Consider the following 23160-nt stretch of genomic DNA (forward strand, 5'->3'; position numbering starts at 1 on the left):
TACGGGTGGTCAGGAACCGGTGGCGTTGGCCACGGTGGGAGTGTCGGAACCGGACGGCTCGGCCGCGCTCGCCGGGCGCGCCCGGGTACCCGTCCAGCTCAGCGCCGCTGCCAGAGGGAAGGCCACGGCCAGCACGAGCCAGCCGAGGGGGCCACTGGTGCTGAGCAACCACAGCACCACGGCGGGTCCAGCGATCTCGGCAGCGGAGAAACCCACATTGAAGAAGGCGAGGTAGCGCCCCTGTGCGGCGTCGGGGGACATCGCGAAGGAGATCTCCCAGGACGACGCGGAGTGCAGGAGTTCGCCGGCCGTCAGCAGGAGTACCGCCGCGGCGAGCGCGGCCACGGTCCAGCCCGGCGCGTCGGCCACGCCGCTGGCGGCGAAGGCGAGGCAGGCCAGGGACATCAGGCCGGCGGAGTGGTTGGTGGCCCGTGTCGCCGAGTCAAGGTCCTGGATGTGCCGGGTCACCCGCACCTGCGCCAGCACCGTGATGACCGTGTTGGCCGTCACCAAGACGGTGATCATCCAGATCGGCGAGCGTGTGTGCTCGGCGATCCACAGCGGCAGGACGACGGTGAGGATCGCGTCGTGCAGGAAGAGGACGCCGTTCGCCGCGGTGGCGGCCACGAATCGTGCGTCGCGCAACGGTGGGACGACCGGCCCCCCGGGCTTCTCCTTCCCCTCGCCGCCGGTCGCGGGGGCGGCTGCGCGGACGTCGGGCAGCAGCCAGAGGAAGACGAAGATCACCAGGAAGCTGAGGGCGTTGCCGACGAACAGGAGCCGGAAACCGGTCGCGGTCCCTGCCGTGAGGGCGATGCCTCCCACCGCGAAGCCGACGGTGAAACCGACGTTGCGCAGGGCCCGGATGAAGCCCATGGTCCGGTTGCGTTCGGTGCCGGTGATCAGCCGTCCGACCAGGGCCTGGTTCAGCGGCTGGCCCGCCCGGTCGACGACGTAGAGGAGGCTGGCCGTGATGACGAACTCGGTGAATCCGTCGACGTTGAGGAAGGCGAGATAGCCGACGGCCCGCCACACGCAGGCGAAGAGCAGGACGTTCCGCGGCCCGAACCGGTCGGCCAGCCGGCCCATGGGGACGGTCGTGGCGATGCCGACGATGCCGGCGATGGCCAGGCCGAGGCCGAGCTGGATGTGGGTCAGCCCGGCGAATCGGGTGAAGTAGAGCGCGGATCCGGCGAGGAACATGCCGGTTCCGGTCGATCCCACCAGGGCGTTGGCCGCGATGATCCTCGACTCACGGGTCGCGGGCAGGGCGCTGGTGAGCCGGGTGCGCCAGGGGGTGCGATCACTCATGACGGATCCTTCGCCGGGTGGGACGGGACGTCGCGCTCGGCCGTTTCCCGGGGCGCGCCGGTCTCCCACTGGTCGCGCCAGTGGGAGACCAGGCCGTCCCACTGGCCCGTCGCGCCGGAGGGCAGGTAGGTGCGCCGCACCGCGTGCGGGCGGCTAGTCCAGGGGGCCGCGGGTGAGCGGACCGTCCCGAAGGCCAGCACGTCGGCGGGGAGCGCGGCGAAGGGGGCGGGAATGCCGCCGTACGGGTAGGCGAACAGCCGGGCGGGGCCCGGCCCGTAGCGGTCCCCGATGTCGGCGAGTGATGCGAGAGTCTCCTCCCGCGCACGGTCCGCGGGGATCCGGTCGAGGTGCGGGTGGGTGCGCGTGTGGGCGGCGATCAGGTGTCCGTCCGCCGCCAGGCGGTCGCACTCCCGGTGGCTCAGGTGGTCACGGCGCGGCTCGGTGCTGCGCTTCCCCAGCAGGCCGGTGCAGACGAAGAACACGGCCCGCACACCGAGCCGGTCGAGGACCGGGCGCGCGTGGACGGCGTTGTCGCGGTAGCCATCGTCGAAAGTGACGAGCACGGTGGGACGGTCGGGGCGGACCGGACCACCGTCCGCGAGCAGGCTGGACGGGTCGTAGGGGCGGAAGTCCTCCAGGACGCGTTCCAGTCCGTGCGCGAAGTCGGCCGGTGTGAGAGCGGTGTAGTGCCGCACCTCGGGGTGGACGTGGTGGAAGTAGAGGACGAGCGGCCAGCCGGGGGCGCTGCCCAGGGCGGGCTGGTGCTCCTCGGCCACGCCGTCGACGTGCAGGGCGACGGGGGTCATCGGACGCCTCCGGTCGGGGCGTCACCGGTGTCGGCCAGAGCCGTCCGCATGACCCCCTCGACGGCGGTGGCGAGGTCCCCGATCCGTTCCTGGCTCCAGCGGCCGGTGGAGTACTTGATGCTCGTTTCCAGCTCTCCGTCCACGATGTCCCCTTCCACCATCAGCAGATAGCGCTCCCGCTGGAGCGGGGAGCGGTGCGCTCCGAAGCTCTCGCCGGCGGGCCGGAGGGCGGCGCCCGGGTTCCGCCGCTCCAGCCGCAGCAGGTGTCCCCGGAAGTTCAGCCGGACGGTGGGGCGCGGGCAGGCGCTCAGGGCCTCCCGTTCGCCCGGGACGGGCGAATCGAACCGGAGGGCGTCGAAGCCGAAGCGGCGCTCGGGTAGTTCACCGAGGGGGGCGAGGGCCCTTTCCAGCGCGGCGATGCCGCTTCCCTCCCAGCGCAGTACGGCGGGAAAGGTGCTCTGCACATAGCCGACGGTGCGGGAGAGGTCGAGGTCGCCGACGGAGACGTCCCGGCTGTGCGCGTACACGTCGACGCCGAACACCGAGTCCCCGGTCCAGTCCGCCAGGCCGCCGACGAGGGAGCCGAGCACGAAGTCGTGCGGGGCGACGCCCCGGTTCGGAAGGACGTGGGTGACGAGCCGGGTCGCCTCCGCGGGGAGGCGGAAGCGGTGGGTGCTCAGCGTGGGCAGGCGGTCGTCGCCGTCCCATTCGGGGCGCAGCGGTGCGAAGCCGCGCGTGCGTTCGGTCCACCGGGAGGCGTCCGCGCGGGCCTCCGGGGAGGCTGCCCATGAGCGCATCGCCTCGCCGACGGCGCGGGGACCGATCACGGGCGGCTGCCCGGCGCCGCCGGTGAGCAGCGCTTCGAGATCGTCGACAAGCAGGCCCATCGACACCCCGTCGAGGACGAAGTGATGGACGGTGAGCAGCAGTCGGGCGGTGCCGTCGCCCAGCTCTGCGTGGAGGAGCTGGAACACCCGCCCCTCGGTGAGCGACATCGACCGCTGCGCGGCGGCGAGTTCCGCCTCCAGCCGGTCTCTGGTCCCGCTCCCGGGGACGCCGGTGAGGTCGACCTGCCGGACGACCGCCGCCCCGTCGGGTTCGGCGAGGGCCGCCGTGCCGTCCGGGCGCAGCACGGTGCGCAGGGCCGGGTGGCGCCGCTGGAGTGCTTCCGCGATCCGCGCCAGCCGTGCGGCCGCCTCCGGGCCGGGGTCGACGGTAAACAGCGCGTTGAGGCAGAAGTGGTCCCGTTCGGGCAGTTCGCCGTCGTACAGCCACCGTTGCTGGGCAGGCAGGAGGTCGAGCGGCCCTGCGGGCTCTTCCGACGGCGTCACGACCGGCGCGGTGCGCCCGGACGCCGCGGCGAAGGCAGCGCGGGCGGTACGGCCGCCGAGGAGGTCGGCCGGACGCATGGGAACGCCCAGCGCCCGCATCCGCGCGCAGACCCGCATGGCCATCAGGGAGTCCCCGCCGAGCACAAGGAAGTCGTCGTCGGGGCCGAGCCGGTCGTTCTGGAGGAGCACGCGCAACAGCGCGGCGACCGTGTCCGCGGAGACATCTCCGGGGGCCTCCCGCTGCTCCGGGTCGTTGAGGGCCCGGGCAGTGACGTCCGTGCGGTCCGTGACGTCGGCGAGCGAGGCGGCGGCACGTGCGGCGGCACGTCGGTCGATCTTCCCCGAGGTGGTGAGCGGCATCCGGTCGAGCACGACGATCCGTCCGGGGACCAGATACGCGGGCACGCGTTGCCGCAGACTCGTACGGACCGCCTCCGGGTCCGGCGTCCCGGCGCTGCCGGTCAGCGCGGCCGCCAGTGCCTGCCCGCCGGACCCGTCGTCCAGAGTGAAGGCGGCTGCGGCCGCCACCCCGGGGGTGGCGAGCAGATGCCCGTCCACCTCGTCGAGTTCGACGCGGTGTCCGCGTATCTTCACCTGGTTGTCGGCGCGGCCGAGGAACTCGAGGTGTCCGTCTGCACGTCGCACCACGATGTCCCCGGTGCGGTACACGCGGGCCTCGGGGTCGCCCGAGGAGGCGTCCGGCACGAACCGCTCCGCCGTCCGCTCCGAGTCATGGAGATACCCCTCGGCCAGGAGGGCACCGCCCACCCAGAGTTCACCGCTCTGCCCGGGCGCGACCGGGGAGCCGTCCTCGCCGAGGACGTGCAGCACCCGATCGCCGACGGGGGCTCCGATGGGCAGTCCGCCGGTGCCGGGCACCGGCACCTCGGGCGGCAGGACGAGCGCGGTCGCGGTGACGACCGACTCCGTCGGGCCGTATCCGTTGATCAGGGTGGTGTGCGCGAGAGGGGTACGCCGGTGCGTGCGGACGTCGTCGGCGGCGGCGTTCTCCCCGCCGATGACGACGGTGCGCACCCCGGCGAACGCGGATCCGGAGGCTCCGTCGAGTTCGGCGCAGAGCATCCGCCAGTAGGCGGTCGGGAGCTGGAGGATCGTCACGCCAAGGCCGGAAGCGAGGTCCGCGAGAGCTGCGGCGTCGGGGAGGCCCCCGCCATGGAAAGCGAGGGTGCCACCCGCGGCGAGGGTGGGCCAGATCTCCTCCTGGGCCACGTCGAACCCGAGGCTGGCGAACTGGAGCACCGTGTCGTGCTCGCTCAGCCCGAAGAGGTCGGCGGCGGCGGCGACATGCCCGCCGAGGGCGGTGTGGCCAACCAGCACGCCTTTGGGAGCTCCGGTGGAACCGGAGGTGTAGATGACGTAGGCGGGGCCGGTGGTGGCGAACCGCGCCTCCGGCCCCTGCTCCGGGGGCGGCGGGTCCACGCGGCGCGGGTGGGGCCAGGACGCGGCATCGAGCAGGGCGGCGGCGCGGGAGCGGCGCACCAGTTCGTCGCGGCGTTCCACCGGGGCCGCCGCGTCGATCGGCAGGAACGCGGCGCCGGCGAGCCAAGTCCCGAGCATCGCGACCACCGCTTCCGGTCCCGAGGGCAACGACAGGGCGACGACACCCCCCACGGGCACTCCCAGGCGGGTCAGCCGGCCGGCCGTCTCGACGGCCCGCTCCCACAGTTCGGCGTATTCGACCTGTGCGCCGGCCGTCCGCAGGGCGATCGCGGCCGGTGTCCGCTCGACGCGGGCGCGGACCATCCGGACCGTCTCCGGGTGCCCGGCGCCATGGGCGTCGGCTCGCATGCTGGACCTGGTCATGTCCGGTCGGCCTCCGTCCCGGTGGCGGGCCCGCTGGGGTCGAGGAGAAGCCGCGCCGTACCGAGCAGTTCCCGGCCGTATATACGGTGGCGCTGCACCACCACGGTCAGGTCCGCCCCGGCGAGATCGGCGCGGACGTCACGGCTGGAGGTGAGCTGCCGGCCGCGGGCGCGGAACGCGTCCACATAGGGATCGTGGAAGACGACCTCGGCACCGGCGCCCAGGAGTTCGGTGGCCAGCGGTTCGGCGGGCGAGTGGCGGGTGTCCGCCACGTCGGGCTTGTACGTGACGCCGAGGAGCAGGATCCGCGCCTCCCGCACGGCGGTACCGGCCGTGGTGAGCATCTCGCGGGCGCGGGAGGCGACCCACACGGGCATCGACTCGTTGATCCGCTGCGCCTGTTCGGCCATCCGGAACGGTGCGCCCGCCTGGACTGCCCGGTGGACCATGTACAACGGGTCGACCGGGATGCAGTGCCCGCCGACACCCGCTCCGGGCCGGAAGGGCGTGAAGCCGAAGGGCTTGGTCGACGCGGCCTCGATGGTGTCCCACACATCGACGTCCAGCCGGTGGCAGATCTGCGCGAACTCGTTGACCAGCGCGAGGTTCACCTGGCGGTACGTGTTCTCCAGGATCTTCGCCGCCTCGGCCTCGCGGGGCGAACGGGTGACATGGACGCGCTCCGTCAGCCGGCCGTAGAACTCGGCCGCCCGCGCCCCGCACTCGGCTGTCAGCCCACCGACCACCTTCGGCGTGTTGTGGAATCCGTAGGTGGTGTTCCCCGGATCCACCCGCTCGGGCGAGAACGCGAGGCCGAAGTCCCGCCCCCCCCACCAGCCCCGACTCCTCCAGGACGTCTCGCACGACCCCCTCGGTGGTACCGGGGTACGTGGTCGACTCGACGATCACCAGTTGTCCCGGGACAAGATGCTGACGGACGGTGCGCACGGCGGAGAGCAGGGCGTCGAGGTCCGGGACTCCGTGGTCGTCCACCGGTGTGGGCACGCACAGCGCCACCACCGAGCACTCCCGCAGATAGGACGGATCGGTTGTGGCATCCAGCACCCCCGCGACCGCGCTCAGTTGGGCGGCCGTGACCGTGTCGACGGGCGGCCGTCCTATGTTGACCTGAGCCACCAGGAAGTCGTTCAGGTCGAGACCGCGGGTGCGGTATCCGGCGGTGGCCGCCGCGACCGCCAGCGGAAGACCGGCGTAGCCGATCCCGATGACGGCGATGTCGACGGTGCGGGACGGGTCATCCGCGCGCCCCGGAAGCTCCGGAAGCGGTACGGCGGGTGGCGCGTCGGCGATGGCATCCATGGGTGCTGCTCCTCGGAAGGCGGACTCGTTGGCGGTCGGATCGGCGCGGTGAGGAGGTCCGTCACCACCAGCCGTTGTCGTCCTGGGGGAGCGCGAGCACTGTGCCGGCGGCCACGAACACGCCGGTCCGCGTGGCGCCCGCGTCCGCGGCGCCGTCCGGCTCGGTGGCGGTAACGGCGGCGGCCCCGGCGAAGAGGGCGAGAGCGAGCGGAGCGGTACAGAAGAAGGCACGGACAGCCGCAGACATGTGAATCCCCCCGTGGTGTCTGTAACAAATGCGTGAAGCCTCTGGCCGGGATGTTTGGGCCGGCCGGTTCGCTCCCACATCGTGATCTTCCACGAGGATCCCGTTCAAGCGTTCGAGGCGGCGTGATCCCGACATGGCAGCCAGACGTCACCCTTCGATCGCATCTCACATAGTGAGACAGGGAGCCATGGAAAGGTAAAATCCCAGGCCCTGGGCGACCTGTGACGTGCACACGCGGGCGCACCACCGGGACCGGTGGTGCGCCCGCGTGCCGACCGTCAGTCCATGAGACCTAACTCGGCTATACGTAAGGCCGCCTGAAAACGCGTCTGGACTCCCAGCCGCTCCATGAGCGCCGAGATCGTTCTGCTGAGGGTCCGCGACGAGATCCCGAGATGGCGAGCGATCGCCTCGTCCTTGACCCCGTCGGCGAGCATCCGCACCACGACCAGATCCTGCCCGTCGAGGGTCACGTGTTCGCCGGCCCGGGCGAGCACGGACGGCGAGGGCGCGGCGTTCCGCCAGCAGTAGTCGTAGAGCGCGTGCAGGGAAGCCACCAGCGATCTGCCGTGGATCGCGTAGGCACCCTCGCTGCTGTCCGCTGGATTGACCGGCAGCACCGCCCGGTCGTCGTCGAACAGGATCATGCGCAGGGGCAGGTACTCGGCGATCCGCGCCTCCCGCCCCGGTCGCACCGCGTCCGCCAGATAGGCCGCCATGTACGGCACCTCCGCCGTGCGACGCGGATAGAGCGCGTCCACCCGGATGCCGCGGCCCTCCATCTCCTTGTCCCGCAGCAGCATCTCGTCAATCAGCTCCTCCGGCGGCGGCCCGCCGGGGTGCATCGACCGCATACGGACCCGCGCGGCGCTGCCCGCCTGTTCCAGAAACGCGTTCACCACCGCAGGCGTCGGCAGCGTCTGCACGTCGACGACCTCCCGCCGTTCCTCCGACAGCAGCGGGAGGTCGCACACCAGGGTCGAAATGGCCGTGCGGATCCGCGAGACCAGTTGGAGGTGCGCCGTGGTCTGCCGCTCCTCGGCCGAGAAGAGTCGGGTCAGAGCGACTTCCGGAGTCACCGTCACATAGCCGCTGGGCGAGGCGGAGGCGGGTGTCAACAGCCCCAGCAGACCGAGTTCGTCACACATCTCCTCGGCCTCGGCGCGTGAGCACCCGACCTCCGCCGCCATCTCCTCCAGGGTCCAGCCGGGGTTCCTGGAGATGAGTCCATAGATTCTTCTGCGCGCGTCATTGCTCTCCGCGTTCTCCCCCATAAGGCGTAAGCCTCCTTGTTCGACGTCGTCGATCTCAGCACATCCGATAGTCGCCGACCGGTTCGACTCGACTGTCCGCGAACTCCATGAGTACCTCCCCCGCCACCGGCCGGACTCCGGGTCTGTCAAACGAGCGGCCCTGTCTCACTTTCGGTGGTGACGGAGCGTGCCCCTATCCGAGGAGGATGCGGTGGCGAAGCAGGGTGAAGCCTGCTCGTCCGTGCATCTGGCGTGCGATCCGCTTGGTCTTGGTGTTGACACCCTCGGTGGGGCCGTTGCTGTACGGAAGCGTGAGTGCGGCGTTGACGGCGTCGCGGTCTCGTTCCAGCCCCCGTGTGAAGGCATGCAGGTGGGGCAGGTCGGCGTCGCGGACCTGGGTGGCCCAGCGCGTGAGCGCGTCGGCATTGTCGGTGCGAGGTGTAAGGAGCGGGGCGAAGTCCCTTATGTGTGCAGCCAGTTGGGTCATCTCGCGCCAGGCGGCGGTGAGCTTGGCCAGGAGCTCGTGTTGTTCGGCCTTGAGGTTGTCGGGCCTGGTCAGCAGCATGCGGGCGAGCCGGCGCGGGGAGATATGGCTGCGGTCGGCGTCCGCACGGCCTTGGTTGATGTACTTGTGCAGGAGGTTCAGGCAGCCCGTGAAGCCGAGGGCTTTGATCTCTTCGTAGAGGTGCTTGACGGGGATGCCGGGGTCTTCGGCTCGGCGTCTGCGCAGGTGCTCGCGGTAGGGATCGACCAGGCTGGCACGGCACTTGGGGACGCGGAGCATGCGCTCGGGCCGGTCGGCGCGGGCGTAGCGTTTGACGGTGTTCAGGGCCAGTTGCAGGCGGCGGGCGCACTCGAGCAGGCCCACGCCCTGGTCGAGCAGGCCGTGGACCTGGTGCCAGCGTTCGAGGGTGGTCTGGGCGCGGGGCCCGTCGTAGATGGGCGCGTCCAGTACGGCGGCCCAGCAGGTGCTGTGCGCTTTGACCTCGCTCAGGGCTGCTTCGCACAGGTTGTGCCACAGATGCCACCGGTCGGCGACTTGGACCGCGTCGGGCAGGGCGCGGCGGATGGCCTCGGCGTAGGTGGCGGAGCCGTCGCGGCACACGACCTCGACGCCTGGATGGTCGAGCAGCCACGTCTCGAGCGTGTCGGCCGTGCGGTCGGGCAGCACGTCGATCCGCTCATGGGTCTCGGCGTTGATGATCACGGTGGCGTAGCGGTGACGCCGGCGCAGAGCGAAGTCGTCGACGCCGATCACACGGGGCACCCGCCCGACGGGCAGCGGGATCCGCAGCAGCGTGCGCAGAGCCGTGTGACGCGACAGGCTCACCGCGAGTATCGCCAGCAAACGCGTCCCGGCCCGGCCCGCTAACTCCTTGACCACGGCCTTGACTTGCCTGGTCAGGCGGACGGTTCGCCGCTGATATCGGTCCAGCACTCCGGGCACCTGCTCGCGGAAGGTGTGGCGGCAGCCGCGCGTGGGACACACCAGGCGCCGCACCCGCACACGGACCACCACCCGTCGTTCATCGACCGGCACGTCGGCCACTGTCCGCCAGTGATAGCCGTGCACGCGTTCCGACGAAGCCCCGCACACCGGGCAGACCGCAGTGTCCCGCGGAGTCCGTGCCCGCACCATGATCCGCTCGTCTTCGTCGACCACATCCTCGATGACCAGCGGCGACAGGCCCGAGAACACCGTCTGCACGAGCTCGTTGACATCCTTCACGCGAGGGTCAACGACGCTCACGACTCTCCGTCACCACCGAATGTGAGACAGGGCCGCTCGTTTGACAGTCCCCGAAGACTCCAAGATCTAGGGTCAAGGCCCGCCCTCCGACGTCCACCGCCTTGCGGACGCACAGGCGCCTCGGGCATCACGCGAAGGAAAAGCTCCCACAACCTGTCTTGCACCAGCTGCCGTACCATCTCCATGCCATGACAACAAGGACCCCGGCCAGCCGTCGACAGGAAGGGTGCTCGATGCTGGCACGAACGATTCCCGGCAAGCATCTTCGAGAGGCATGACCGCCATGACCGACTACCTTCAGGCCGTCTTCGCGATGCTGGGCCCCGGAGAGGAACGCTACGCCGCCCCTGCAGCCTGGCTCAGCCTGGAGGAGGAACTCGGCAGGACGTTTCCGGGGGACTACAAACAGATCGTCGACGCGTATGCACCAGTGCAGATCAACGAACACCTCACCCTGTCCCACCCTGCGTCAAGCTGGTGGAACTTGGGCGAGGAGATCCGCTCGGCATCAGAAGCCTGGGCTGATAGCAAATGGGAGTCCTACATCACTGGGCCGGATGACGATCCTCGCGTCTTCTGCCAACTCCCCCAGCTCAGCTTCGGAACCACCGACGGTCTCATACCCATCGCCGCCACCGATCAAGGAGCTGCGGTCTTCGTAGCCTCGTCGGTCCACGGGTTCTCCGACGGTGTGGTGGTGCAAGGGGCAGAGGGCGACTGGGCCGGACACCCCATGACCTTCGCCGAGTGGTTGTACCGCTACCTCGTCGGTGAGGAGATGACCGGCTGGGACAGCGCAGCCTTCTACCCCGGCCCCGTGCGGCTGGAGTACCCACCTGCAGGACCAGGCCAGCCCACTCGCGAGGCATACGGCCCAGACCGCGGAATGTGATCCCGCACCAACTGAACGGCCCTTGGACTCACCGGATGAACACGGACAAAACCTGATCACGCAACGGACCCTGGGTTGTGGCCTGCCTGCCCTCGGCCGAGGGCGGGCCTGCTTTCGCCCGGCAGGTGCTGTGCGCGGCCACTTCTTTGCGGACGGCCTCGGCGAGGTTGTGCCACAGGTGCCAGCGGTCGCTGATCTGGACCGCGTCGGGCAGGGCACGGCGAACCGCCTCGGCGTAGGTGGCCGATCCGTCCCGGCATACGGCCTCGATGCCCGGATGCCCGCATAGCGTCACGGGTCAGCTGAAGGTGCGCCGGTAGGTTTGCGGGCTGACGCCGGTGGTGCGCTTGAAGCGGTCGCGGAAGGTGGTGGGCGAGCCGAATCCGACCTGGTGGCCGATGCGCTCGACGGAGTGCTCGGTGGTCTCCAGCAGGTGCTGTGCCTGGCGGATGCGGGCTCGGTGGAGCCACTGGAGCGGGGTGGTGCCGGTCTGGGTGCGAAAGCGTCGGATCAGGGTGCGGGTGCTGGTTCCGCACTGCGCGGCGATGTCGCCCAGGGTGAGGTCGCGGGCGAGGTTCTCCCGCAGCCAGGCCAGCAGCGTCTCCAACTCGGACCCCTGCGGGGGGAGGGCATGGTCGTAGACGATGAACTGAGCCTGTCCGCCTTCGCGTTCGAGAGGCATCACGGAAAGACGGGCGGCATCGGCGGCGACGGCCGAGCCGTAGTCACGACGGATCATGTGCAGGCACAGGTCCATGCCGGCGGCAGCGCCTGCCGAGGTGAGGAACTGGCCGTTGTCGACATAGAGGACGTCCGCGTCGACGGTGACGTCCGGGTGCAGGGCGGCCAGTAGGTCTGCCGCACGCCAATGGGTCGTAACGCGCAGCCCGTCGAGGAGACCGGTGGCCGCGAGGGGAAACGTGCCCACGCACAGCGAGGCGATCCGCGTCCCGGCCGCGGCGGCCGACCTCAGAGCATCGCGTACGGCAGGAGGGAGCGGGGCCGTGGGGTCGGCGATTCCCGGCACGACGATCGTATCCGCGTTCTTCAAACCCTCCAGGTTCCACGGCGCGCGCAGGGTGAAGGCGCCGGCGTCGATCTCGTCGCGTTCTGCGCAGACCCGCAGCTGGTAGCCGGGCCGCCCGTCGGGCAGGCGGGTCCGAGCAAAGACCTCGATGGGCGTGGACAAGTCGAACGGGATCACCTGGTCCAGCGCAAGGACGGCGATGGTGTGCATGGCGGAACCTACCTGTTCGGAACACGGCGAACCCCGGACCAAGATGCCAGTGTGCCCATGTGACAGCAGCTTTGATGCCCGTAAAAGGGTATGGCAATTTCCCGTTGGAATATGTCATTCATGCCACTAGGCGATGGAGTCCGCAGCCGGTTGGCTTCACCACGACGCAGCAAACCCGAGCCCGGAGGAACGACCCATGCACGTCCAGATCAGCCTGTTCGACGGCTTCGACCCGCTCGATGTCATCGCCCCCTACGAGGTGCTGTACGCCGGTGGCACAGCCTCGGAGGGCGCAGTGAGCGTGGAACTGGCCTCCGCGGAGGGGCCTCGCGAGGTGATCAGCGGTACCGGGGGGCTGGTACTGCGCGCCACTGCCGCACTCGACCCGGAACGTGCGGACATGATCCTGGTGCCCGGAGCCTCCGGCCGCGTCGGCGAACCCGGCGAGGTCCCGGAGGAGGAAGCGGGGACCGGGGAGTGGAAGCAGAGCGAGTTCATCCCCGTGCTGCTCGGCCGCACGCTGACCACCGAGCTGCCCGCGCTCCTGAAGCGGGCGATGGACGCCCCGGACGTGATCGTCGCCACCGTCTGCGGCGGCTCGCTCGTCCTGGCCATGGCCGGCTTGCTGGAGGAGCGACACGCCACCACGCACCACATGGGCCTGGACATGCTGGACGCCACCGGAGCACACGCGGTACGCGCCCGTGTCGTCGACGACGGCGACCTGATCACCGGCGCCGGCGTCACATCCGGACTCGACCTCGGCCTGCACCTGCTGGAACGCGAGGTCGGCCCACGCATCGCGCACGCCGTCGAGGAACTCTTCGCCTACGAGCGACGCGGCACCGTCTGGCGCGCCACGGGCCCCACTCCCGCCACCTTCTGAGCCCCCGGCCCGCACCCACCGCCGCTGGCCGCCCCTCACGCCTGTATCGCATCACAAGAAGGAGCATCAGCATGTCCGTTGAAGGCAACTGGAACCTGTCCATCTCCACCCCCATCGGCAAGATCAAGGCCGTGGTGGAACTGCGCAGGCAGAAGGACGGCACCCTGACCGGCGTCGCTCACGGAACCGGCGAGGAGGTACCACTCAGCGACATCGCCCTCGACGGCGGCCGGCTCACCTGGAAGCAGGCCATCACCAAGCCCATGCGGCTCAACCTGGCCTTCGACGTGACCGTGGACGGCGACACGCTCAACGGCACCGCCAAGGCCGGTCGCCTCCCGGCCTCGATGGTCACCGGCGAGCGCCGGGCGGCCGTGGAGCACCAGGCGTGACCAAGATTCTGCTGTCCCTGCACGTCCTGGCCGCCATCCTGGCCGTCGGCCCCGTCGCCGTCGCTGCCAGCATGTTCCCCCGGACGCTGCGCCGTACGGCCAGCGACCGGGACGGCACCCGCACGACCCTGCAGACACTGCACCGCATTTGCAAGGTCTATGCCGGCATCGGCATCGCGGTCCCCATCTTCGGCCTCGCCACAGCCAGCAGCCTCGGTGTCCTCGGCGACGCCTGGCTGATCACCTCGATCGTGCTGACCGCAGCGGCCGTCGGCGTCCTGATCCTGCTGATCCTGCCCGGCCAGGACCGTGCCCTGACCGACACGGCGAGCCCGGCCGAAACGCCGTCGCCGGCGCACGAAACTGCGAGCCGTCTCGCCCTGGCCACCGGCATCTTCAACCTCCTCTGGGCGACTGTCACCGTCCTGATGATCATCCGCCCCGGCTCGACCACAGGAGCGTGACCATGCGTCCGCGTTCACCACGCCACCTGTGCATCGCAGCTCATGCCGAGCTGATCTCTCTGATCGTGATGCTGGCCAACGTGTTCACCATCCATCTCAAGCCCATCTCGTCCGTGATGGGCCCCACACACGGCTGCGCGTACCTGTTCGTAGTGATCGCAACATGGCGCCTCAAGCCTGCCCCGGCCGTCAACATCGCGGCCCTCGTGCCGGGCGTCGGGGGGCTGCTCGCGCTGCGGCTGCTCGACCGCGGCGATGCGGCCGTAGGCCAGGAGATATAATTGCGAGTTGAACATCTGTCGCTACAGTTCCTCACACGGCAGACCACGACTGCCGCGCTCACGCAGGACACCAGCACCGTTTCGGCGCTCTGCGCCAACAGCCCCGCTGTAATCACGATCATTGAGCCTTTTCCATCCTCACTCTGAGCTGGCCAGATGCAGGGCGAGGACGGCCCGGACGAGGCTGGTGACGCGGGTGGTCGAGCACCGGAGCCTGCGGAGGAGCCGCCAGGATTTGAGGGTGGCCATGGCCTGCTCGACGAGTGCGCGAATCTTCGCGTGGGACCGGTTGACGGCCTGCTGGCCGGTGGAAAGGGTTTCCCAGCGGCCCCAGTAGGGGGTTCGAACGTTCCCGCCGGCACCCCGATATGCCTTGTCCGCCCAGCACTTGATGTCGGCTGCGGCAAGGGCGTCGACGATGCCGTGCTCGCGGGCCGCGCGGACATCGTGGACGGCGCCGGGCAGTGCCGGCGAGGCCCACAGCAGCCGGCCGAAGGGATCCGTGAGGACCTGCAGGTTCATCCCGTGTTTCTTGTGTTTCCCGGAGTAGAAGGGCCGGTCCGCGGCGATGCGGTCGGTCGGCAGGAGTGTGCCGTCGAGGATTACGAACGCCTTCGTCGACGCGACCCGGATCGCGTCGGCCAGGGTGGGCGCGAGGCCTGCCAGGAGTTCGACAGCCTCGGTGGCATACCGATAGGCGGTCGTGGTTCCGATACCGAATCCGGCCGCGAGCTGGGCATACGTGTTTCCCATCCGCAGGTGGGCGAGTGCGAGCAGGCCTGGCGGCCGGGGTTCAGACGCCTCCAGCGGGAGCCGATCGCGCGACGGTGCTGCCGCAGACGGGCGGACAGGAAGCGCAGGGCAGAGCTGGACACGTCGACGCCCGAAGGGTAGACAAGCATGCGAAGCCTCTGGTGGAGACGGTTCTCTTGGTCGAAAACCCATCTACCAGGGGCTTCACCACGTTGTCACCCCAACTGGCTCGCTGTTGCCGCAAGTTGGAAAGGGCTCATTGTCTCGACGCGCCACGCCGACCATCCACGAGCTCGTTTGAAAGGCCTCACTTTGCTCTCCGCGATCGAGTGCACTGCTGGGCGGCAGGGCAGGGGATATACGCGGGGAACTCCCACGTGACAACCAGGAGACCTCAGAGTGCTCCGAAGTCAGAGCTCCGGTACGCAGTGCCCGCCCAGGCCCATACTGCCGGGACCGTGGCGAGCGGTATGCGAATCACCGTCGACGAGGTCGAACGAGCCACGGCAGCCGGGTGGTGATCGGAGATGTCACGCGCCGTCGATGATGTCGAGGACGGCGCGCACCGGTTCGGCTGCCTGGTAGTCCGCGCTCAATTCCCGTGCCCGGCGTCGGAACGCCGACTCGTCAAGCACCCGCCGGACGGCCTGCCCAACCGCGGCGGCCTCCGGTCGGCCGGCGCGCAGGTCGACACCGACGCCGAAGTGGGCACCCCGGGCGCGGCCACCGCGGGCTTGTCTCGCTGCCGCCTGCCACGACGAGCGGCACGCCGTGGTGGAGAGCGAGCTGCACGCCGCCGTACCCACCGTTGGTGACCAGGACGTCGGCCAGCGGGAACAGCGCGGCGGAAGGGATGAAGGACTCGATGTACACGTTCGATGGCACGCGCAGGTCACCGCAGACGAGGGCGACGGCTCGCAGCGCAGCGGTGTCAGTAGCTTCCATGCCACCCGGCTACCCCGCGCCGGGCACGCCGTATCGGCGGCACTCATCGCGATCACCGAGGGTCTGCGCGAGTCCACCGAGTCCTGGGCGGACCTGCTGCGCGACTGTCGGCGGCGCGGGATGCGCGACCCGATGCTGGTGGTCGGCGACGGTGCGATGGGCCTGTGGAGAACGCTGGCGGAGGTGTTTCCGCAGGCCAGGCACCAGAGGTGCTGGGTTCACAGAAGCCGTAAAGAATCAAGGTGCTGCTTTACAGATACTGGCTCGTTGTCAGGGTATGGCGGTTCCGGAGGAGATCTGTTCCCAACTTCAGGGCAGGTTCTCGGCGTTGTTGCCTCACCTGAACGAGCGGCAGCGGCGTCTGGCCCTGGCTACCGAGGCCCAGCTGAACGGGCATGGCGGCATACGGACAGTGGCACGGATCGCCCAGGTCAGCGAGACGACCGTGCGTCGTGGGGTGTCGGAGCTGGAAGCGGGGACCGGGCCTCTGCCGGACGGCCGGGTGCGTGCACCTGGCGGAGGCCGCAAGCGGGCCGAAGCCAACGATCCCGTCCTGCTCAAGGCGTTGTTGGGGCTGGTCGAGCCGGACCAGCGGGGTGATCCGGAGTCTCCACTGCGGTGGACGACGAAGTCGCTGCGGAACCTGGCCGAAGAGCTGACCCGCCAGGGACACCCGGTGTCCGCGCCGACGGTGAGCCGGCTGCTCAGGCAGGAGGGCTTCAGTCTGCAGGCGAACGTCAAGACCCTCGAGGGTGCCCAGCACCCCGACCGGGATGCCCAGTTCCGCTACATCAACAAGCAGGTCAAACAGCACCAGGGCGACGATGAGCCGGTGATCAGCGTGGACACCAAGAAGCGGGAGCGGATCGGACGGCTGCCCATGGCCGGCCGCGAGTGGCGCCCCAGGGGCGAGCCGGTCGAGGTGGAGGATCATCACTTCTTCTTCAGCGGCCCGGACGTTCAGCAGGCGATCCCGTACGGGATCGATGACATCGCCCGCAACACCGGCTGGGTCAACGTCGGTGTCGACCACGACACGTCGGTCTTCGCGGTCGAGTCGATCCACCGCTGGTGGCGCTGTCGCGGCAGCCTGGACTACCCGAAGGCGTCACGGCTGCTGATCACATCAGACGCGGGCGGCTCCAACGGCTACCGCTATCGGGTCTGGAAGAGCGAACTGGCCGCCCTGGCAGCCGAAACCGGACTGACGATCACGGTGTGTCAGTTTCCTCCGGGCACAAGTAAATGGAACAAAATCGAGCACCGACTGTTCTCCCACATCACCCACAACTGGCGCGGCAGGCCGCTGACCAGCCACGACGTCGTCATCGAAACAATCGCAGCCACCCGCACCCGGGCCGGTCTGCGCGTCGAGGCCCACCTCGATCCCGGCGACTACCCCACCGGCATCGCGATCAGCAAGGACCGCTTCGCCGCGCTGCCACTGGTCCGGCACGAAGTCCATGGCCAGTGGAACTACACCCTGCTGCCCGAATCCTCCGCGCCGCAGGCCCTGCCCGCCAGCGAGACGCGCGGCGTCGCCGACCGGCGCCGTGAACTTCTGGCCCGCCTGGCAGACCCTCGCCTGACCGGCATGAGTAGTACGGAACCCGCTGACCAGTGCACCGAGTTGGCGCCGCTGCAGGCCGCCCGGTCCCAGGAACGCTACAGCGAGCAGCGAGGTGGACGGGCCCGGCGGGCCACCGGCAACCAGCGGGCCAAGCCGCTGTTCGACGACGCCGCCCGGGTGATGCTCACCCTCCTCTACCAGCGGCAGGTGTGCTCGATGCAGCTGCTGGGCGACATGCTGGAGGTGACCCCCACCTGCATCGGCCACCTCGTCGCCGAGACTCGCCGGGTCCTGGAGGACCACGGTCATCAGCCCGGTTACGCCTCCAGCCGGTTCACCACGGCGGACGCGCTGATGGCCTTCCTCGACACCGACCAGACCCCGACGCGCACCCGAATCATGCAGGCCTGTCCCATCCACGGCTTACCGGCATGTCCCGCGCAGAGCTCGATGAGCTCACTCGCCGTCTCACCCCACGCCAGGCCGCCCAGGCCGCCCAGGCCGAACGTGCCTCCTACCAGCGCCGGGGCGCCGATCGCCAGGCAGCCGCGGCGGCATCTTCCCTCAAAAGCTCGCCGACCGAGAACGCGTCGTGATCGCCATCCTCTACCTGCGGAAACTGTGCACCCTGGACGTCCTTGCCGATGCGCTGGGGGACGTGAGCAGGTCCTCGATCGGGAACTTCGCCCGCGAGATCCGGCCCCTGCTGCTTTGACCAGGTCGTCGACCGAGTGGGTGGAGTCGCCGTGGACGTACGCCTCCATGACGACCGCGTAGAGGGCCTGGTCGATCCGGCGCCGACGCTCGACCAGGCTCGGGAAGAAGCTCCCGGTCCGCAGTTTCGGGATCGCGAGCTCCAGGTCGCCGGCCTGCGTGGTCACGGTCTTCTCCCGGTGCCCGTTGCGCCAGGTGGTGCGGGTGCCGGTCCTCTCACCCCACTCCGCACCGATCCTGGCGGTGGCCTCGGCCTCGATCAGTTCCTGCAGCAGCCGCTCAGCGACCTCGCGGACGAGTTCAAGACCATCTGCCGAACGTAGCGACTCAAGCAGGCGAAGTAGGTCATGCTGGGACAAGGCCACCGGGCACCCCCTTGGATCGAACTGGCAGTTCACCAAGGACAGTTGCACGATGGCCTGCCCCGTTCTCAGGGAGCGTTCACCGGCAGTCGAGGCACGCGAGGGCACGGAAACGGCGCACTTCCTAGCCAAGATCCGTTACACCACTCCGTGGGACGCCATCCAGCCCGTCCGGTTCTGGTAAAAGATCGCGTTCACGACCTCCCGCAGGTCGCAGGACCCGGGATCCCTGGTCGCCGACCGCGCCACCCGACCCTGCTTCCAGGCCGTGATCATTGGCTCGATCAACGCCCACTGCTCATCCGATAAGTCGCTCGGATGCGGTCTTCGATCCATACCCGCATCCCGGCATGCACATGACCAACAGGCCGCCCGTGCGGCGATCAGTACCACGATCGAGCGATCACGAACCGGGGAAGATCGGACTTGACGTCCTCTCAGCTGTATCGCTCGATGAGCGCGTTGCCGATCAAGGTGAGGTGGTCCCGCACGCCAGGTGGGTCGGTCACTTCGAGCCATTCGACCAGTCCGGCGAGTTCGCCCGCGAGCGCGTGCTCGTTGTAGCCGCGGATCACGACCTCGATGCGGCCGTCGATCGTGGAACCTCCAACCTCGAGCCGGTCCCCGAGCCCCATTCGGAGCTTGCCGATCCCTTCGGGAGTGCACACGGCCTGGACTTCGAGGGGTGTTCGCTTTCGGTCGACTTCGTCGGCGACCTCCCTCCAGCTGTCAGCGAGGTCGAACCCCTCGGGTCGGTGCACGGGATCGTCGGTCGGCTCGACGGATGACACGCGGTCGATCCGGAACGTCCGTCGACCGGCGTCAGTGTTGGCGACGAGGTACCACGTCGGTCCTTTGGCGACGACGCCGAGCGGGTGGACGATCCGCTCGGTTCCGGAGCCGTCGCCGTCGACGTAGCCAAGCCGGATCTGGACGCCACGGATCACCGCGTCTTGGACGTCGTCGAGGAACGGCGGGGTTGTGTGCTCGACCCGGCTCACACCCCATCGATGAGGATCCACCAGCATCGACGACGCTGCTGCCTGTGCTTGTACTCGGAAGGGCTCCGGCAAGGCTTGGACGAGCTTGCGCAGAGCGGCCTTCGCGGCCGGGTTCGCCGACGACGCCGGGCCGGCCACCAGGAACAGTGCCCTGGCCTCCCGAGCAGTCAACCCGGTCAGGTCGGTGCGGGCACCGCCCACGAGGCGCCAGCCACCTCCTCGGCCCTGCGCGGAGTACACGGGGACCCCTGCCATGGCCAGAGCGTCGAGGTCACGGCGGGCGGTGCTCTCGGAGACCTCCAGCTCTCGGGCGACCTCCGCTGCTGTCACCAGCTCGCGCTGTTGCAGTAGGAGGAGGATGGCCACCAGCCGGTCTGCTCGCATGCCGACGAGACTTTCACATCAAACCGATCAGGAGATGACCTGTTTCGGTCGTGATGATGGCGACGTGACTCCAACAACGAGCCCCTCGACCGCGCCGACCCAAGGTCGATCAGGGGTCCGCAGCGCCATCTTCGGGGCTCCGCGGTCACCTTCCGTCACCTAACCCGAACAGACAAAGAGGACGTGCAAGTGTTCAACCCAAACGATTTCCCCAAGCCCACCCGAATTCCAGTCAACGGGGTGGAACTCGAAGTCTTCGAGGCCGGACGGCGAAGTTCAGAAAAGCCAATTGTCCTCTGTCACGGCTGGCCGGAGCACGCCTTTTCCTGGCGCCATCAGATGTCCGCCCTCGCCGCAGCCGGCTACCACGTCATCGTCCCAAACCAGCGGGGCTACGGCAATTCATCACGTCCCAGCGATGTCTCCGACTACGACGTCGAACATCTGTCGGGCGATCTCATCGCACTTCTCGATCACTATGGGTACGAAGACGCCACCTTCGTAGGTCATGACTGGGGAGCATTTGTGGTGTGGGGACTGACTCTCCTGCATCCCAGCAGGGTGAACAAAGTGGTCGCGCTCAGCTTGCCCTATCTCGAGCGCGGAGAGCAACCGTGGCTGGAATTCATGGAGACCACGCTTGGTCAAGACTTCTACTTTGTCCACTTCAATCGACGGCCAGGCGTCGCGGACGCGGTGCTCGAAGAACACACGTTCCAGTTTCTTCGCAACATGTACCGGAAGAACGAACCGGCGAGCGAGCCTCAGCCAGGAATGGCGATGATCAACCTCGCCAGAGCAGGAACACCGCTCGGTGAGCCTCTCATGAGCGACAGCGAGCTGGCCGTCTTCGTCTCGGCCTTCGAATCAACAGGATTCACGGCGAGCATCAACTGGTACCGGAACCTTGACCGCAACTGGCACCTTCTGGCGGACGTGGACCCGATCATCCGACAGCCCGCACTCATGATCTATGGCGACAGGGATTTGGTCGCACGAGGTGAGAACCTGGCGGAGTTCGTGCCCAACGTGGAGGTGGTCAGCCTTGATTGCGGTCACTGGATCCAGCAAGAGAAGCCGGAAGAAACGAACCAAGCGATTTTGACGTGGCTGGAACGGCAGGATGCCACCTGACCGCAGCGATATTGGACTGGTTGCCTTGTTCTACCTTGCCGCTGCGCTCGTGCTGTCCCAAGCAGGTCTTCTGGTCACCTGGGCCATTGGTTGGCGTCCTCGTGATCCAGGGGGGATCTATACCGGCAGCGAGGAGCACCGCAGAGCACGTGCATCAGTTGATGACGGCATGGCATTCGATCTCGGGTACTGGCGAACGATGAGCACAGCTGAACAAGCCGAGTTCGACGAACAGCAGTTGGCGTTCAACGACGCTGAGGTTGAAAGTGAGGGGTGACAGCGGGCGTTGGCATCGATTCGGGTCGTGCGCCGCGTCGTGCTGTCTGCGTACTCGTCTGAGTGAGCCTCTTTCATCCTGAATAGTCGCAGGTCAGTAGTGTGTGGACGGCCTGGACGACGGTGCCGATCCGGCGGGTGGAGCATCTGGCTCGCCGTAGTAGCCGCCAGGACTTCAGCTGTGCGAAGGCCCGTTCTCCTGGAGCTCTCAGCCGAGCATGGTCGCGGTTGAACTGCTGGTAGTGCTCGGGTTGTTCGCGGTGATTCTTGTACGGGGTTCGGACAGTGGCGCCGGCGCCCTGGTAGGCGCGGTCCGCGAGGACGAGGATCTGTCGGGTGAGGCAGGCCTGGACGATGCCGTGGGCGCGGGCCGCGGTCAGGTCGTGGGTGCGGCCCGGTGTCGCGCGGGAGAACCACAGCGGTGTGCCGTCGGATCGGGCGATGACCTGCACGTTCATGCCGTGCTTGCGGTGCTTCATGGAGTAGTACGGCTCGTCCGCGCGGATCCGGTCGATGGGAATCAGGGTGCCGTCAACGATGACGTGGTCGCTTTCACCAAGGCCGGTCAGAGCTTCATGAAGGCCGGGCGCCCAGGAAGCCAGAACGTCCAAGGCCTCGTCCACGTACCGCCAGGCGGTGGCCTGGGATATCCCGAAACCGGCTCCGAGCTGCGAGAACGTCTCGTTCTTGCGCAGATGGACCAGGGTGAGCAGCGCCTGCTTGAAGCAACCGAGCTTGCGCCAGCGGACGTTGCGGGCCCGGCGGTGTCCCTCCCCTCGTAGCGTGAAGACCGTGACTGCAGGGGAAGTTGGGAGTCATGGCGGAGAAGCGACGGAAGTTCGATCCGGAGTTCCGTGAGGGGGCCGTACGGATCGTGACGGAGACCGGCAAGACGATCGCCGAGGTCGCCGAAGACCTGGGGATCAACGAGACCACTCTGGCGAGTTGGGTCTCCCGCGCCCGTCGGGCAGGGATCGCACCGGCCGGCGGGAGTGACGAGCTGGAGCGTCTGCGGCGTGAGGTCGCCCAGCTCAAGCGGGAGAAGAAGGAACTGGTCATGGAGCGTGATGTCCTCAAACGCTGCATGGTCCTGTGGGTGAAGTAGCCGTGGCGGACCCGGCGTCCGTCGTCGGGGTGATCAGCGACTTCAGGACCGAGCACGGCATTTCGCACCGTGTCTCCTGCCGCGCTCTGGGCGTGAGCGAGGCATGGTTCTACAAGCACCGCACCCGTCGGCCCACCCGGCGTGAGCTGCGCAGACAGCGTCTGATCGAAGCGGTGAAGGAGGAGTTCGACGACTCCGGCGGCACCTACGGCTCGCCGAAGATCTGGATCAGGCTGGTGAGGCAGGGCTGGCGGGTCTCCGTGAACACCGTCGCGAAGATCATGTCGGAGTTCGGCCTGGTCGCGCGGAAGGTACGAAGACGGCGGGGGCTGACCCGGCCGGGGAAACGGCTGGCCGCCCCGGACTTCGTGCGCCGCGACTTCACCGCCGAGGCGCCCGACCTGGTCTGGTGCGGAGACATGACCGAGATCGACGCCGGCGAGGGCAAGCTCTATCTGGCCACGGTCATAGACCTGTTCTCCCGCCGCCTGCTCGGCTATGCGATGGGCGCCCGCCACGATGCCGACCTGGTCGTCGCTGCCCTCCACATGGCCGCCGCCACCCGCGGCGGGGACGTCCGCGGTGTGATCTTCCACAGCGATCGCGGAAGCGAGTACGGCTCGCGGAAGTTCCGCCGGGCCTGCCGGAAGCTGGGCGTCACCCAGTCCATGGGCCGGGTCGGATCATGTTTCGACAACGCCGTCAGCGAGGCGTTCAACAGCGTGCTGAAGGTCGAGTACGTCCATCGCCGGACCTTCGCCACCCGCACCGAGGCCCGGATCCGGATCGCGACCTGGATCACCGACTTCTACAACGCTCGACGACTACACAGCGTGTGCGGCTGGAAGAGCCCGATCGACTACGAACACGACTACTGGGCCGGCTTCACCGGGGAGCTGGCTGCATAGGAAGGTCTCCACGA

At 68.6% G+C, this 23160-nt stretch carries 19 protein-coding genes and 7 pseudogenes; 11 read left to right on the plus strand and 15 right to left on the minus strand.

Annotated features, from left to right (window positions below):
* Window positions 1-9: 9 nt before the first annotated feature.
* The 8 genes and pseudogenes from O7595_RS00535 to O7595_RS00570 form a co-directional block, all read right to left on the minus strand.
* Window positions 10-1311: an MFS transporter gene (locus O7595_RS00535; RefSeq protein ID WP_269726744.1), complete on the minus strand. Its 1302-nt coding sequence runs from the start codon at window positions 1309-1311 to the stop codon at window positions 10-12.
* Window positions 1308-2117, minus strand: a complete 810-nt coding sequence (locus tag O7595_RS00540; RefSeq protein ID WP_269726745.1) for a polysaccharide deacetylase family protein — start codon at window positions 2115-2117, stop codon at window positions 1308-1310. Before O7595_RS00540 ends, O7595_RS00535 begins: the two co-directional genes overlap by 4 nt.
* Window positions 2114-5272 (minus strand): amino acid adenylation domain-containing protein, encoded by a 3159-nt coding sequence (locus O7595_RS00545; RefSeq protein WP_269726746.1) that lies wholly within the window; start codon window positions 5270-5272, stop codon window positions 2114-2116. Before O7595_RS00545 ends, O7595_RS00540 begins: the two co-directional genes overlap by 4 nt.
* Entirely contained in the window at window positions 5269-6063 is a 795-nt protein-coding gene (locus O7595_RS00550; RefSeq protein ID WP_269726747.1) for a nucleotide sugar dehydrogenase, read from the minus strand. Before O7595_RS00550 ends, O7595_RS00545 begins: the two co-directional genes overlap by 4 nt.
* Before the next feature lie 106 nt (window positions 6064-6169).
* Window positions 6170-6592: pseudogene (locus O7595_RS00555) on the minus strand (hypothetical protein); the annotation flags it as partial.
* A gap of 61 nt (window positions 6593-6653) precedes the next feature.
* Window positions 6654-6839, minus strand: coding sequence for a hypothetical protein (locus O7595_RS00560; RefSeq protein WP_269726748.1), 186 nt, complete (start codon window positions 6837-6839; stop codon window positions 6654-6656).
* Window positions 6840-7117: 278 nt separating this feature from the next.
* A complete protein-coding gene (locus O7595_RS00565; RefSeq protein WP_269726749.1) occupies window positions 7118-8113 on the minus strand; it encodes a helix-turn-helix transcriptional regulator in 996 nt (331 codons plus the stop codon).
* 172 nt (window positions 8114-8285) lie between these two features.
* The gene (locus O7595_RS00570; RefSeq protein ID WP_443071543.1) at window positions 8286-9821 is read right to left on the minus strand and encodes an ISL3 family transposase; all 1536 of its coding nucleotides are present in this window, start codon (window positions 9819-9821) and stop codon (window positions 8286-8288) included.
* A 295-nt stretch (window positions 9822-10116) separates the two neighbouring features.
* Between O7595_RS00570 and O7595_RS00575 the strand changes: the two genes are divergently transcribed.
* On the plus strand, window positions 10117-10734 hold the full coding sequence (locus O7595_RS00575) for a hypothetical protein (RefSeq protein ID WP_269726750.1): 618 nt from the start codon (window positions 10117-10119) through the stop codon (window positions 10732-10734).
* Window positions 10735-10807: 73 nt separating this feature from the next.
* Here the strand turns inward: O7595_RS00575 and O7595_RS00580 are convergent.
* Window positions 10808-11014, minus strand: a pseudogene (locus O7595_RS00580) (transposase); the annotation flags it as partial.
* Between the two features lie 18 nt (window positions 11015-11032).
* On the minus strand, window positions 11033-11971 hold the full coding sequence (locus tag O7595_RS00585) for a GlxA family transcriptional regulator (RefSeq protein WP_269726751.1): 939 nt from the start codon (window positions 11969-11971) through the stop codon (window positions 11033-11035).
* A gap of 196 nt (window positions 11972-12167) precedes the next feature.
* Here O7595_RS00585 and O7595_RS00590 point away from each other — a divergent pair, with 196 nt between their 5' ends.
* The 4 genes from O7595_RS00590 (at window position 12168) to O7595_RS00605 (ending at window position 13994) form a co-directional block, all read left to right on the plus strand.
* Complete coding sequence (locus O7595_RS00590) at window positions 12168-12857, plus strand: DJ-1/PfpI family protein (protein ID WP_269726752.1); 690 nt, start codon at window positions 12168-12170, stop codon at window positions 12855-12857.
* 71 nt (window positions 12858-12928) lie between these two features.
* Entirely contained in the window at window positions 12929-13249 is a 321-nt protein-coding gene (locus O7595_RS00595; protein ID WP_269726753.1) for a hypothetical protein, read from the plus strand.
* On the plus strand, window positions 13246-13713 hold the full coding sequence (locus tag O7595_RS00600) for a DUF2269 family protein (RefSeq protein WP_269726754.1): 468 nt from the start codon (window positions 13246-13248) through the stop codon (window positions 13711-13713). Before O7595_RS00595 ends, O7595_RS00600 begins: the two co-directional genes overlap by 4 nt.
* A 2-nt stretch (window positions 13714-13715) precedes the next feature.
* Window positions 13716-13994, plus strand: coding sequence for a DUF3817 domain-containing protein (locus O7595_RS00605; protein WP_332328341.1), 279 nt, complete (start codon window positions 13716-13718; stop codon window positions 13992-13994).
* A gap of 138 nt (window positions 13995-14132) precedes the next feature.
* Here O7595_RS00605 and O7595_RS00610 read toward each other — a convergent pair.
* A pseudogene (locus tag O7595_RS00610) lies at window positions 14133-14896 on the minus strand (transposase family protein).
* 838 nt (window positions 14897-15734) lie between these two features.
* Here O7595_RS00610 and O7595_RS00615 point away from each other — a divergent pair.
* Both O7595_RS00615 and O7595_RS00620 read left to right on the plus strand, forming a co-directional pair.
* Window positions 15735-15917 (plus strand): annotated as a pseudogene (locus tag O7595_RS00615) (transposase); the annotation flags it as partial.
* Window positions 15918-15969: 52 nt separating this feature from the next.
* Window positions 15970-18039, plus strand: a complete 2070-nt coding sequence (locus O7595_RS00620; protein WP_443071544.1) for an ISAzo13 family transposase — start codon at window positions 15970-15972, stop codon at window positions 18037-18039.
* On the opposite strand, the pseudogene O7595_RS00625 reads toward O7595_RS00620, so the two are convergent.
* From O7595_RS00625 to O7595_RS00635, 3 genes and pseudogenes are all read right to left on the minus strand, one after another.
* Window positions 17925-18341: pseudogene (locus O7595_RS00625) on the minus strand (transposase); the annotation flags it as partial. The gene O7595_RS00620 and the pseudogene O7595_RS00625 sit on opposite strands and share 115 nt — an antisense overlap.
* Window positions 18342-18503: 162 nt before the next feature.
* Window positions 18504-18674 (minus strand): annotated as a pseudogene (locus tag O7595_RS00630) (transposase); the annotation flags it as partial.
* 101 nt (window positions 18675-18775) lie between these two features.
* Window positions 18776-19705: a helix-turn-helix transcriptional regulator gene (locus O7595_RS00635; protein WP_443071545.1), complete on the minus strand. Its 930-nt coding sequence runs from the start codon at window positions 19703-19705 to the stop codon at window positions 18776-18778.
* Between the two features lie 207 nt (window positions 19706-19912).
* Between O7595_RS00635 and O7595_RS00640 the strand changes: the two genes are divergently transcribed.
* Together O7595_RS00640 and O7595_RS00645 are read left to right on the plus strand one after the other, a co-directional pair.
* Window positions 19913-20857 carry an alpha/beta fold hydrolase gene (locus tag O7595_RS00640; RefSeq protein WP_269732319.1) on the plus strand — a complete coding sequence of 315 codons (945 nt, stop codon included), beginning with the start codon at window positions 19913-19915 and terminating at the stop codon, window positions 20855-20857.
* Window positions 20847-21134 (plus strand): hypothetical protein, encoded by a 288-nt coding sequence (locus O7595_RS00645; protein WP_269726758.1) that lies wholly within the window; start codon window positions 20847-20849, stop codon window positions 21132-21134. The genes O7595_RS00640 and O7595_RS00645 overlap by 11 nt, the downstream gene beginning before the upstream one ends.
* 73 nt (window positions 21135-21207) lie before the next feature.
* Here the strand turns inward: O7595_RS00645 and O7595_RS00650 are convergent.
* A pseudogene (locus O7595_RS00650) lies at window positions 21208-21900 on the minus strand (transposase family protein); the annotation flags it as partial.
* Window positions 21901-21950: 50 nt separating this feature from the next.
* Between O7595_RS00650 and O7595_RS00655 the strand changes: the two are divergent.
* Together O7595_RS00655 and O7595_RS00660 are read left to right on the plus strand one after the other, a co-directional pair.
* A complete protein-coding gene (locus O7595_RS00655) occupies window positions 21951-22238 on the plus strand; it encodes a transposase (protein WP_269726684.1) in 288 nt (95 codons plus the stop codon).
* A complete protein-coding gene (locus O7595_RS00660; RefSeq protein WP_269726683.1) occupies window positions 22226-23146 on the plus strand; it encodes an IS3 family transposase in 921 nt (306 codons plus the stop codon). Before O7595_RS00655 ends, O7595_RS00660 begins: the two co-directional genes overlap by 13 nt.
* Window positions 23147-23160 lie beyond the last annotated feature (14 nt).

Origin of the sequence: Streptomyces sp. WMMC940 (genome assembly GCF_027460265.1) — a bacterium.
In the GTDB taxonomy this organism is placed as follows: domain Bacteria; phylum Actinomycetota; class Actinomycetes; order Streptomycetales; family Streptomycetaceae; genus Streptomyces.